The sequence below is a fragment of the Acidobacteriota bacterium genome (assembly GCA_040754075.1).
Taxonomy (GTDB): domain Bacteria; phylum Acidobacteriota; class Blastocatellia; order UBA7656; family UBA7656; genus JBFMDH01.
Genome location: JBFMDH010000042.1, coordinates 10801 through 23950 on the forward strand (window position 1 = coordinate 10801; position 13150 = coordinate 23950).

Annotated in this window: 8 protein-coding genes; all 8 read left to right on the forward strand. The window is 45.6% G+C overall.

Features of this window, described 5'->3' with window-relative positions:
• Window positions 1-4: 4 nt before the first annotated feature.
• The 8 genes from AB1757_28410 to AB1757_28445 all read left to right on the forward strand — a co-directional run bounded on the left by AB1757_28410 (window position 5) and on the right by AB1757_28445 (window position 13107).
• A complete protein-coding gene (locus tag AB1757_28410; protein MEW6130987.1) occupies window positions 5-2191 on the forward strand; it encodes a tetratricopeptide repeat protein in 2187 nt (728 codons plus the stop codon).
• Entirely contained in the window at window positions 2192-2974 is a 783-nt protein-coding gene (locus AB1757_28415; GenBank protein MEW6130988.1) for a histidine phosphatase family protein, read from the forward strand.
• Window positions 2975-3000: 26 nt separating this feature from the next.
• Window positions 3001-3945 carry a tRNA pseudouridine(55) synthase TruB gene (gene truB, locus AB1757_28420; protein MEW6130989.1) on the forward strand — a complete coding sequence of 315 codons (945 nt, stop codon included), beginning with the start codon at window positions 3001-3003 and terminating at the stop codon, window positions 3943-3945.
• 159 nt (window positions 3946-4104) lie between these two features.
• A complete protein-coding gene (locus AB1757_28425; GenBank protein ID MEW6130990.1) occupies window positions 4105-7386 on the forward strand; it encodes an LAGLIDADG family homing endonuclease in 3282 nt (1093 codons plus the stop codon).
• Between the two features lie 76 nt (window positions 7387-7462).
• Entirely contained in the window at window positions 7463-8626 is a 1164-nt protein-coding gene (gene yhbH, locus AB1757_28430) for a sporulation protein YhbH (protein MEW6130991.1), read from the forward strand.
• A 16-nt stretch (window positions 8627-8642) separates the two neighbouring features.
• Complete coding sequence (locus tag AB1757_28435) at window positions 8643-11273, forward strand: SpoVR family protein (GenBank protein MEW6130992.1); 2631 nt, start codon at window positions 8643-8645, stop codon at window positions 11271-11273.
• Between the two features lie 20 nt (window positions 11274-11293).
• Window positions 11294-12100: a DUF4184 family protein gene (locus tag AB1757_28440; GenBank protein MEW6130993.1), complete on the forward strand. Its 807-nt coding sequence runs from the start codon at window positions 11294-11296 to the stop codon at window positions 12098-12100.
• A gap of 125 nt (window positions 12101-12225) precedes the next feature.
• Window positions 12226-13107: a hypothetical protein gene (locus AB1757_28445; protein ID MEW6130994.1), complete on the forward strand. Its 882-nt coding sequence runs from the start codon at window positions 12226-12228 to the stop codon at window positions 13105-13107.
• Window positions 13108-13150: the final 43 nt, after the last annotated feature.

Below are 13150 nucleotides of genomic sequence, written 5' to 3' on the forward strand. Positions count from 1 at the left end.
CAGGATGTATAAAGAAATGAGCCTTTCCAGCAAAAAAGTTTTATCCGCTATTTTGTGGATGATAATCGTTTTCACGGGTTTTATTTCAGTCGCTCAAAATAAAAAAGGAGCAACTAAACCCGCATCAAAGCCGCAGGCAAAACCTGCGGCGAAACCGCCTGCCAAACCCGCGACCAAACCCGCGACCAAAGCACCGGCAACCACTACGGTTAAAAAACCGCCGGTCGATACGGTGACGTTGGATGTTTCCAGTCCCGATGCCTTAGATAAAATTCGCGCCTTGCCAACCGCACCGGAACGTATCGCGGCGCTTGAAAAATTTATCAATGCCCAAAAAGGGAATCCGGTCGAAGGACAGGCGCGGGAACTGTTGATGCGCGAGTATGCCTTGCGGGGCGAACAATCGTTAAGGGAGGGCAGCCCGGAACTCGCCGCCAAAGATTTTAAAGCGGTGCTGCGAAACGCCCCTGAACCCATCACCGATAGATTATTCGACCAGTTTATTTTTCCGATGCCCGTCGCTATGAGCGCTTTTGGGTATCGAGAAGAGTCGGTTGATTTGATGAAAGCCTTTGAAAAACGTTTTGAGAGCGACGCCAACCGTTTGGTGCAAATCGGCTTTTTTTATGTGCAAATCGAAGCGCCACTGGAATCTGTACGGGTAATGGAACAGGCGGTAAAACTGGCTTCACAGGATCATCGCGTTCATAATGCGCTCGGCAATGCTTACCTCATCAATTTACGATTGAATGATGCGTTGGCGGAATTTGAAAAGGCAATTGAACTTGATCCCAATGATGAATATGCCAATCTCGGTATCGCGCATTTATCACGCGCCTTTGGCGACTATGAAAGGGCGGCGGATTTTTACCGCAGGCATTTGAAAATCAAAGCCGAGGACGCAGAGGCAACCGGAGGACTGGCGATTACCTTACTGGCTCAGGGGCAGGAGAGTCAGGCAAATCGAATGTTGCAAATGGCTTTGCAATATGACCCGAACAATTATTCGATCATGCTGCAACAGGCATTTTTCTATTTGAATAAAAAGAAGCCGGCGCAGGCGCGACCGTTTATTGAACAGGCGGCAAAACTGGTGCCGCGATTCGCCTGGGCATTTATTGCCAAAGCCAATGCTGATGCACAGGAAGGAAAATTCGGTGATGCGCTCGCAACCATTCTGCAAGCCCAACAACTCGGACAATTTGCGACCTTGAATTTCGAGGTCGTCAAAGGATTTATGATGGTTGATGGCTATGATCAAGCCATCGAGGTGATGAAAAAGAATTTTACCGTTACTAATGAAGGCGAATTTGAAACCGTGCTTGGCGGGGTTGCCAAGGCGCGTTCACAACGCCTCGATTTATTGATTGAACGCGAAAGACAAGCGGTTTTGTTTTTAAACGAAAGCCCGACGACGGCTTTGCAATTCAAACTTGCCGAGGCATTGGGACGAATCGATAAATTTGTTCAAATGGCTACGGACGCAAAAAAACAGGCGGGACAGAAAAAAAACTCATCGTCTGGTAAAGCGAGCGCGAATGCCAATAAACCCGTTCAGCAAGATTTAACCAACGTCACCCGTCCGCGCAAAACAACTGAAGCCAAAGATGACCCGAATGCGCCGCTCAATGCCGGGGCGGATGCGACGCTTCCCGGAATGACCGAGTTATTAAAGGCGATTACGACATTCACTTCACTTGATGACGGTCGTCAGGCATTTCGTATGGTTTGGGTTGCCAGGAAACTTACCGAAGCCAATATCGCGCTTGATGCTGCGGAACAATTGGCGAGACGTGGACTCGCGTTAGCCGAAAGCGCCACCGAACCGGATAATTCGATGCGCGATGCGCCGATTCTCGATAGGGACGGAAGGCGAGCGGTATTTTCAGGGCGAGCTTATGATGCGCTCGGTTGGGCATTGTATAAAAAGAGTGAAAAGCGTGCAGCTATCGGAGCCTTGACCAAAGCTGTTGAAGTTTTTTTGCCGAGTGCTGAAAGGAAGAATGCCTTTTGGCACCTTGCGGTGGTTACTGAAGATGTTGGCGACGAAAAAAATGCTCTGGATTTTTATATCGCGAGTTATGATTCGACAGCGCCGACCGCAAAGGTTAGAAAAACTCAAATCGAAGTGCTTTATAAAAAACTAAATGGGTCGCTAACCGGACTTGATGAAAAACTGAGGCAGCAGTAGATGGCGCGCGAAAATAAAAACCCGCAAAAATGGCCGAACGTGATATGGCTCGTAAGGCACGGTGAAAGCGCCGGTAATATCGCCAGAGATCAGGCAGAAGCTCAGGGCGATTTATACATTAATCTGGCGCATCGTGAGATTGATGTGCCGCTTTCGCAACTTGGTGAACGGCAAGCCATCGCCCTCGGTAAATGGTTTGCCACGCTTCCTGATAAGCAAAAGCCGACAGTGATTTTAACCTCTCCTTACCTTCGCGCCCGCGAAACCACGAATCTGGTTTTGGCGAATTCAAGTATCGACATCAAAGACATTTCTTTTGTCATTGATGAACGGTTGCGTGAAAAAGAATTCGGGATATTCGACCGCCTGACTAAAAATGGCGCTCATCAACTTTACCCTGAGCAGGCTGAGACTCGGACTTTGCTCGGCAAATTTTATTATCGACCGCCGGGGGGCGAAAGCTGGTGTGATGTGATTCTGCGGCTGCGCAGTGTCATTGATACGATTACCCGCGAATATCGCCGCGAACGGGTTTTAATCGTTGCGCATCAGGTGATAGTGAATTGTTTCCGTTACCTGTTTGAACGATTATCTGAAGAACAAATTCTTGCAGATGACCGGAAAGAAGATATTGCCAACTGTTCGGTTACTGCATATGAGTTCGATAGGACACTCGGTAAAAAAGGAAAACTGGCGTTACGTTTATACAACTCGATTTCTCACCTCAAGGAAGCGGGGGAACCTGTGACCACGAAAAAAGACATCCCTATTGCTCCAAAATAATTTTTTCTCTACTCTTTATTGCAGCTATGGAGGGTTCATTAATTATCAATAAGCCGGAAGGCTGGACCTCTCACGATGTGGTTGCCAAACTCCGGCGCATCTTGGAGACCCGTAAAATCGGGCATATCGGAACGCTCGACCCTTTCGCCACAGGCGTGTTGGTGGTCTGTGTTGGCAAAGCGACAAGACTCGTACAATTTCTCGTGGGATTAGATAAATCCTATGAGGCAACCGTTCGTTTAGGGTTTGCCACCGATACGCAGGATTTAACCGGGAAACCTATTACACCTTTTCAATCATCCGATGCGTTGAGAACGGATGAAATCAAGCTCGCCTTGAAAGAAATGATTGGCATTCAAATGCAGATACCTCCTATGTTTTCCGCTAAAAAAGTGGAAGGCGTGGTTTTGCATAAAGCTGCCAGAGCCGGAAAAACAATCGAAAGAGCGCCTGTTAAAATTGAAGTGTTTCACATGGAATTAATGGATGAAAAAATCAGAAACAACCCGGATGGCACCAGAGAGTTCGATATATTCGTGCGCTGCTCATCGGGTACTTATATCAGGACATTGGCGCATGACCTGGGAGAGAAACTTGGAACCGGCGCACACCTTGCGGCATTAAAACGAACGGCTGTTGGCGATTTTGAATTGCAGGACAGTTTAACGCTCGATGAGGTGGAGGCAAGAAAGCGTAATGGAACCTTGATTTTAAAATCACCATCTGAAACGGTGAGTCATTTGCCGGAATGGGTTCTTGATGAATCGGCAATTCCTCCTTTATTAAATGGAAGGGAGGTTGTTGTGCCAAAAGAAGTTTTGAAAAACCAATGGGAAAGTGGAGCCGAAGAGATTTTTATTCGGGCGTGTGATAAGCAAAACCGTTTGCTTGCCATCTGTGAATATGATGTGGAAGGTGAAAAGATTAAACCCCGCGTTGTACTCGAACAAAATCAGTTTGCAGGAGGTTGACAGATGGGCTTGCGTGGCGTGCTATAATCCAGCCAGAATAAATTTGGTTTAGGTGGTTGAATAAATCCCTTCTCTTAGGCAAGAACGATTAAAGCCGTGACTCTGTTTGCCCCGTGAAGTTAGCGGCTTCTGACCCCAGAAACGGGACGGAGGTGTATTATGGGCGAAGGTAAACTTAATATCAGTGAATTGCTAGAAGCGCATCGTCGGGACCGAGATAAATTGGCCTGGCAAGGAACCTTCAGAGACTATTTTGAATTGATTTCCCAAAGCCCGATTCTTGCAAAATTATCGCACGCAAGAATCTGTGACATGATTTTGGATGCCGGCTTTGAAAAGATAAATGAAGGTTCGAGAGATGAAATCATCCGATATAATTTTTTCAGTGAAGAGTTGTTTGGCATCGAAGCGCCGATCCAACGGATTGTCGAATATTTCAAATCGGCGGGACAGCGGTTGGAAGTCCGTAAGCGTATTTTACTGTTAATGGGACCGGTTGGCGGCGGTAAATCGACGATTGTGACGCTGTTAAAACGCGGATTGGAGCAATATACCCGCACTGAAAAGGGGGCGATTTTTGCCATTAAAGATTGTCCAATGCATGAAGAACCGCTGCATTTGATTCCTGCGGAACTGCGGCCTGAAATTGCCAAACACTACGGCATCTATATCGAAGGTGAACTTTGCCCACAATGTCGCTATAACCTTGAGAATGTTTATAAGGGGCGGCATGAAGATATGTTGGTTCACCGGATTATCTTTTCGGAAAAAGAGAGAATCGGCATCGGCACATTCGCGCCATCGGATCCAAAATCGCAAGATATTACCGAACTCACAGGGTCAATCGACCTGTCAACCATTGGCGAAGTCGGTGTCGAATCAGACCCGCGGGCTTATCGCTTCGATGGTGAATTGAATATCGCCAATCGCGGGTTAATGGAATTCGTGGAAATGCTCAAATGCGTGACGCCGAATGCCTACATCGCCACCGAACAGGGGTTATTACAGATTGGCGAGATTGCTCCAACTACGCCTGTGCATCATCAGGACTTCGCTTTTGAGATGAAGTTGCAGACCCGGTTCGGCGTGCAACAGACTTCACACATTATTTACAACGGCAAAGCAAAGACTATTCGCTTGCGAACTCAAAAAGGTTATGTGATTGAAGGCGCTCTGGAGCACCGGGTATTGGTGCGCGACGAGTCAGGTAAGTTGGATTGGAAAGCCCTAAAAGATATTGTATCGGGAGAACAAATTTGCTTGAGCCGTAATAGCCTTTGGGCAAAGGTGTCGCCTGCATTGGAGGCATACTTCCCAAATGATTGCAGAAAATTGCAGAAGACATTCCCGAAATTCATGGATGATAATTTAGCCAAATTGCTTGGCTACTTTGTTGCCGAAGGCTGGTTCCTGAAAGGCGAACGAGGGAAAGATTACGGAATCGGTATCTCCAACCAAAGCCCCGAAGTCGCCGATGATTTACAAAAGATAGCTGCCGCTCTTGGACTGAATCTGGTTTCCGGCGGAACTGGAAGGTGGCACATCTGGAATCACGAACTGGTTGAACTATTCCACAACTTTGGAGTGACTGGTCGCCGCGCCAACGAAAAACATATCCCGCAAATTATTCGTCGTTCGCCAAAAGAAATTGTCTCAGCGTTTCTGCGAGCCTACTTTGATGGGGATGGAACAGTGACCAATTTGATTAGTTGCACGACGGCTAGTGAAATTCTTGCCGAGCAATTGCAGTTGCTGTTGTTAAATTACGGGATAATTTCCAAACGCCAAAAGGTATTTAATCAAAAATACCAACGCGACTACTTTGCTGTACAAATTGACAGCAAAAACGCGGAAATTTTTATTCGTGAAATCGGTTTTGGCATCGCTCAGAAGCAGAATGCTGCCAAACGGTTGTTAGAAAAAAAACGCACCGCACACCGCGACGGTTTGCCAAATACTCAGCCCCATTGGGCGGGTTTGCATTCAGGTTTGAAAGCGTTTGCGGCAACCGCGCAGGCTACGACCGGCGTAACCTATCATCAACGGCAAGGGGTTCGGCAAATTATTGGCGATACCAATTATGAACAGCTTTGGCGATTTTCCAGCGGTGCGGCGGTTCCTTCTTATGCCGCAGCGCAATCCGTTGTTGATGCGATTAAGCCTTTTGTTGATATTCCTGTAGATATTCACGAAGGCATAGACACCTATTTCTTCTATGACAAAGCTAAGGACATCAGCGAAGGATATGACGACCTCTGGGATTTTTGTGTTCCCGAAGGGCACACTTACATCGCTAATGGTTTTGTCAATCATAATTGCGATGAGAAGTTTCTCTATAGCCTGCTCACCCTCAGTCAGGAACAGAGCATCAAGACCGGCAGGTTTGCGATGATTTATGCCGATGAAGCGATTCTTTCGCACACCAATGAAAATGAATACAGTTCGTTTGTGGCAAATCGCAAAAGCGAAGCGCTGCAAGATCGCATCATCATGATTAAGGTTCCCTATAACCTGAAGGTCACTCAGGAAGAGCGGATTTATGAAAAGCTTTTGAATCAATCTGAAGTTTTGAAAAACATTCACATCGCACCGAATACCTTGAAGGTTGCGGCAATGTTTGCCGTGATGACGCGACTTGAAGAACCCAAACGCGCCAATATCGACATTGTCAAAAAGATGAAACTTTATGACGGCGAAGATGTTGAAGGATTCAAGTTAAAAGACGTTCGCGAATTGCAGGAGGAAGCTATTCGCGAGGGAATGGATGGCATCAGCCCGCGTTATATTATCAACCGTTTGTCGAATGCTCTGGTGAAAGATAACGTGAAGTTCATTTCGCCGATTGATGCGCTGAGGGCAATCAAAGACGGGTTCGACCAGCACACCGGAATTTCTCCTGACCAGAAAGAGCGTTATTTGAATCTCATCTCGCAGGCGCGACGCGAATATGATGAGATTGCCAAGAAAGAGGTGCAAAAGGCGTTTGTCTATTCATTTGAGGAGATGGCGCGTGGGCTTTGCAATAATTATCTCGATAACGTCGAAGCCTATTGCAACAAAGAACGCATGAAAGACCCGATTACTGAAGAAGAGATGGAACCGGATGAGAAATTGATGCGGTCTATCGAAGAGCAAATCGGCATCAGTGAAAATGCCAAAAATACTTTCCGCCAGGAAATTTTAATCCGCATTTCGACCTATGCGCGGAAAGGAAAGCCCTTTGAATATCAATCTCACGAGCGTTTGAAAGAAGCGATTGAGAAGAAAATTTTTGCCGACTTGAAAGATGTTGTAAAAATTACAACCTCTGTCAAAACGCCGGACGCAGACCAGTTGCGCCGTATTAATGAGGTGATTGACCGCCTGGTTACTCATCACGGTTACACCGTGGATAGCGCAAACGAACTTCTCAATTATGTCGGTACGCTGCTGTCAAGGTAGCAGCAGTGCCGGTTTGTCTCCATTAACAAGCCCGCACGTTCCTTTGAATGTGCGGGCATCATTTTAGGAAAACATTATGGCTGTTCAACGTAATGATTGGTCGCTGCAACGTAAAGGGCAAATAGATCAGGAACGGCATAAGGCTCGCGTAAAAGACGCGATAAAGAAAAACCTCGGTTCAATCGTTTCCAATGAATCAATCATTCTTTCGGATGGAAAACGAGTCGTAAAAGTACCCATTCGCTCGCTTGATGAATATAAATTCCGTTTTGACTACCGCAAGAAAAAACAGGTGGGCACCGGAGACGGCAATTCAAATGTTGGCGATGTCATTGCCCGCGAAGGCGGACAAGGGCAAGGGGCGGGTCGCGGCCCGCAGGCAGGCGATCAAGCCGGACAGGATTATTACGAAGCTGATGTCGAAATTGATGAGATAGCCAAACTGGTTTTTGAAGATTTACACCTGCCGTATCTCGAAGAAAAAGCCAAGACCGCCGTGCAATCAAAGACCACTAAATTTACGGAAATTCGCCGTTCGGGGATTATGGCGAACCTCGATAAACGGCGTTCGATATACGAAAACATCAAACGTAATGCGCGCGAAACCGGCGAAGCGAAAATCGGCAATTTCAAAAAAGAGGATTTGCGATTTAAATCGTGGGAAGAAGAAATCCGCTACGAATCGAATGCCGTGGTGATTGCGATGATGGACGTGTCGGGTTCAATGAGTGAGTTTAAAAAATACATTGCCCGGTCGTTTTATTTCTGGATGGTGCGGTTTTTGCGAACCAAATATGACCAGGTTCAAATCGTTTTCATCAGCCACCACACCGAAGCCAAAGAAGTAACCGAAGAGCAATTTTTTACCCAGGGTGAATCGGGCGGCACGGTGGTGTCATCGGCTTATAAACTCGCTCTCGAAATCATTGCCGAAAGATACCCGCCAAGGGATTGGAATATCTACCCCTTTCATTTCTCGGATGGCGATAATTATTACTCGGATAATGATGAAGCCGTGCGGCTTGCCGATGAATTGATTGCCACCTGCAATCTTTTCGGTTATGGGGAAATCGGCGAAGAAGGAATGTCGAGTTATCGGCGTTCTTCGGGGGCTTTGCTTTCGATTTTTTCCGACCGGTTAAAGAATCAGGAACGCTTCGTCGGCGTGCGCATTGATGAAAAAGAAGATGTCTATCCGGCGTTAAAACAATTTTTCGGCAAACGCGGTGTGGAAGTTTAAAGCGACGGAGTTGAATATGACAGACAAAGAGGTGCAAGAACTTGAGCGGGCGGTAGAGCAAATCTGGGATATTGCCGTAAATAAATTCGGACTAGACCCCTACCCGACCAATTTTGAAATCGTTCCGGCAACCGTGATGTATGAGATCGGCTCATATGCGCTGCCCGGTCGCTATTCACATTGGACTTTCGGCAAAGCCTATCATCGGATGAAGATGATGTATGATTTTGGTCTGTCAAAAATTTATGAGGTGGTGATTAATTCCAATCCCTCGTTCGCTTTTTTACTCGAAACCAATTCCATTTTGCAAAATAAACTGGTCATCGCTCATGTTTTAGGTCATGTCGATTTCTTCAAACATAATGCCTATTTCGCCCACACCAACCGCCGGATGGTTGATGAAGCGGCGATTCACGCCCGCCGCATGAATGAGTATGAGTTTCAATATGGCAGCAAGGTTGTCGAAGAATTTCTCGATGCGGTGCTTTCAATCGAAGAGCATATCGACCCTAATTTTTACATTAAAAAGCAGCGCGACAAATCGGGTAAAGGTGAAGAAAAAATCATTAGGACAACGGGGCGTTTCGATGATTTATTCACACCCGAAGAATTGGGAATCAAATCAAACGACGAAGATGACGCCAATGATCAAACCAAACTTCAGGTTCCCGAAAAAGATTTGGTCTATTTCATCATGCAGAACTCGCCGATATTAAAAGACTGGCAGCGGGATGTGATTTCGATGTTGCATCAGGAGATGGAATATTTCGTCCCGCAAATGCAGACCAAGATCATGAATGAGGGATGGGCGTGCGCGACAAGAGACGCTTTGGTATTGACTGAAAATGGATTTATCTACTTTGACCGGTTAATCGAACAGGGCAACAAGATAAAAGTTGCAAGTGGCGGCACAGCGGAAATCCACTCAATAACCGATTTCCATAAAGAAACGAAAGTCCCGACCCTGCGTATTCGCACCCGTAGAGGAATGACCATTGAAGGCGCATTGAAACATCGCCTTTTGAAAGCTGATGGTAGTTGGGCTTACTTGAAAGATGTAAAAATTGGTGACCGGGTCGCCATTGAATGTGGGTCGAATGTTTGGGCGAAAGAGAAGCCGGAACTGCCTTGTTCATTTACTGCGCCCTCAACAATGATGAGTGATATTGCCCGATTAACCGGCGTTTCAACGGCGACGATTCATCGCTATCTGAAAGGACGGGTAACAAGGAGCGATGCGGTGATTGAGTCGGTGATACAAGCCACGACTCATAATCCTGAAAACAAAGGAAAAATATTAGCGACACGCAAGAGAGTAAATGCAACTGGCGCATTGGATGAATCGTTAGCCTGGTTACTCGGATATTTTATTGGGGATGGCAATAAGACCAAATCAGGTATCTGTTTGACCTGCGCAGATCAGGAACTTTCTTTACTGCTATCACAAGTCATTCAAACTTCATTGGGGTTACAACCAAAAATCAAATGGGATGCTACGGAAAAAGGCGGACGTTACCGGGTTATTGTTCATTCACGAGAATCGAAAGCATTGTTGGAAGCCATTGGTCTGAACCTAGAAGATAAAGCGCGAAATAAAAAAATTCCGCAACTGATTTTAGGTTCGCCGAAAGAGGTGGTTTCTGCATTTTTGCGAGGGTATTTTGATGCCGATGCCGATGCCGGAAAGGAAGGCATTCGGCTTTCATCAACAAGTAAAGATTTTATTCACACGGTGCAGATAGTTCTATTAAATTTTGGCATTCTTTCAACTCAAAGCTTGGATAGGGGTGAGAGTTTGCAATTAGAGATTACCGGGGCATCCGCCAAACGGTTCTATGATGAAATCGGGTTTTCATTAACCCGAAAACAGGAGGCGTTGCGGCAATATATTGCCTCTCATTTGTGGTTTAAGGTTGAAGATAGGACTGATGAAATTATAGCCATTGAGGAAGGTTGCGAAGATGTTTTCGATATAACGGTTGATGAAAAGCACGCCTACGTTGCAAATGGTTTTGTGAATCATAATTCAATCTGGCATTCAAGAATTATGCGCGAAATGGATTTGCCGGATGAAGACCATCTGGAATTTGCTGAACTTCATTCAGGTGTGGTGTCTCCGCATCGCGGACAATTAAATCCTTATTATCTGGGCTATAAAATCTGGGAAGATATTGAAAAGCGCTGGAATAACCCTTCGGAAGAAGATCGCCATAAACTCGGTTTGAAAGGTGGAGAAGGACGCGAGAAAATTTTTGAGGTGCGCGAAACCGAAAATGATATTTCTTTTTTGCGCAACTACCTGACCGAAGAGTTATGTGAAGAACTCGACCTGTTCGTTTACGAACTGGTGGATGAAGAGGAATGGACGATTACGGAAAAACGTTGGGAAAAAGTGCGGAATCAACTGGTCGCCAACATGACCAATTTCGGGTTCCCATACATTGAAGTTTTAGATGGCGATTACGACCGCAACCGCGAGTTATATTTAAAGCATCGCTATGAAGGCGTCGAATTGGATATGAAATATGCCCATAAAACGCTCGAATATGTTTACCAACTATGGGGACGCGATGTTCACCTTGAGACCATTGTTGATGGGGAAACATTGGTTCTGCATTTTGACGGAGAAGAACATACCGAAGATTAATTGATTTGTTGAGCCAGGTCATGCCGTTTACGCTTTCTCACGCCGCTGCAATTTATCCGATTAGGAAAATTTTTAAAAAGCGATTGCCCCTTTCTGCGCTGATCATCGGGAGTTTTTCACCGGATTTCCGTTATGCGGTTTATTCACCTGAGCTAAGAGATTTCAGCCATTCCCTTGAAGGTCTAATTTTATTTTGCCTGCCGGTTTCGTTATTGGGATTATTCATATTTCATTTCCTGATTAAAAAGCCCTTGGTTCAATTGCTCCCAAGCTTTATCAACGACCGAATAAACCCAACCCAAATTCAAACTGAACAGCTTTCCTGGCAAAAAATAATCGCGGTGATTTTAGCCATCATCCTGGGTGCCAGCTCTCATAGCATTTGGGATTCATTTACTCATAGCACAGGGTTGGCAGTTCAGAGTATCCCCTTACTGAAGGTCTCAATTCTTAAAATTAATTCTTATGATTTGCGATTGTACAAGTTCCTGCAACATGCGAGTTCATTCTTAGGAGTGTGGTTTATATTTTTCTGGCTCAAAAGTTGGATAAAACGAACGCCCAGACAAGAGAGTCGCAATTTTCAACGATTCAGTGAGACCCAAAAACTCAAGTTTTGGTTGGCAGGCGGATGGCTGTCGATTTTTATAGGTATTTTAATCGGTATTTGGCGAATAGCGCCGTTTTCAATAGGCAAGGGATTACGAATTTTTGTTGTTCAGACCGGCATTGGAATGTTGATGGCTTTCACTATGTTTTTGATAATTTTCGGTTTGACGGTATCAATTATGGATAATAAAAAAGCGGTAATGGGAGAAGAGAATTAACCAGGAGTTCATTTGAAAGGTTGTACGAAAAATACCCGCATTGAATAACCGGATTTACCTTTTAACAACCGGAAAAAATCGTTATAAACTCCGCTGCGCCATTTTAATATTTGCAAGGGGGAAAAATGAATTTTAAACCTAATAAAACCATCACACAGATCGTATTGCTATCGCTTACTTTGACCTTGGTTCCGTCAGTATTCGGATGGGGTGATGAAGGACATCGCTTTATCAATCGCAACGCTGCACAAAAATTACCATCAGATATGCCACAATTCTTTCGAGATGCAGCCGCAAGACTTGAATTTCTGGGTCCTGAACCGGATCGCTGGCGGGATAACCGGCAATTGTTTTCGGCATTACGGGAGGTCAATGCTCCAGACCACTTCATCGACATTGATAAACCGGAAAATTTTTTAAGCCTGCCCAATGACCGCTACAAATATAGCGACTGGTTACACGCACAGGGTAAAGACCCGAAAGATATTGGCTATCTTCCTTATTCAATTCTTGAGTGGTATGAAAAAATTCAGGTGCTGTTCCGTTTATGGCGTGATCCGCGCAATGCCGGAGAGCGGGAACAGATCGAGCAAAATATTATCTATTATGCAGGAGTTCTGGGGCATTATGTTGGTGACGGAGCCAATCCCTTGCACACAACCATACATTACAACGGCTGGAGCGGCAGCGATAACCCGGATTATTTGACGCGCGAACCGCTTCACTGGCGATTTGAAGGCGAGTATGTGAAAGCGCAAATCAAAGCCGAAGATTTCGCTTCGCTGGTGAATGCCGCCTCTAAATTAAAAGACCCGTTCACTGATACCATGAAATATCTTCTGGATTCATTTAAGGAAGTGAAACCACTTTATGAGATGGATAAAACAGCTCGTTGGGAAATTGCCAATACCAAACCTGAATCGAAACAGTTTGTCGTTAAACGCCTGGCAGTCGGTTCGCAAATGCTGGCAAATCTCTGGTACACCGCCTGGATTGATTCCAAATAATCAGCCTTGAAGTTGAAATTAGTTTCTGGTCAAGAGGGTAAGA

Excerpts from the sequence above, each read along its gene's own strand:
- AB1757_28410 (MEW6130987.1), top strand. The coding sequence starts at position 5 with ATGTATAAAGAAATGAGCCTTTCCAGCAAAAAAGTTTTATCCGCTATT.
- AB1757_28415 (MEW6130988.1), top strand. The coding sequence starts at position 2,192 with ATGGCGCGCGAAAATAAAAACCCGCAAAAATGGCCGAACGTGATATGG.
- truB (MEW6130989.1), top strand. The coding sequence starts at position 3,001 with ATGGAGGGTTCATTAATTATCAATAAGCCGGAAGGCTGGACCTCTCAC.
- AB1757_28425 (MEW6130990.1), top strand. The coding sequence starts at position 4,105 with ATGGGCGAAGGTAAACTTAATATCAGTGAATTGCTAGAAGCGCATCGT.
- yhbH (MEW6130991.1), top strand. The coding sequence starts at position 7,463 with ATGGCTGTTCAACGTAATGATTGGTCGCTGCAACGTAAAGGGCAAATA.
- AB1757_28435 (MEW6130992.1), top strand. The coding sequence starts at position 8,643 with ATGACAGACAAAGAGGTGCAAGAACTTGAGCGGGCGGTAGAGCAAATC.
- AB1757_28440 (MEW6130993.1), top strand. The coding sequence starts at position 11,294 with ATGCCGTTTACGCTTTCTCACGCCGCTGCAATTTATCCGATTAGGAAA.
- AB1757_28445 (MEW6130994.1), top strand. The coding sequence starts at position 12,226 with ATGAATTTTAAACCTAATAAAACCATCACACAGATCGTATTGCTATCG.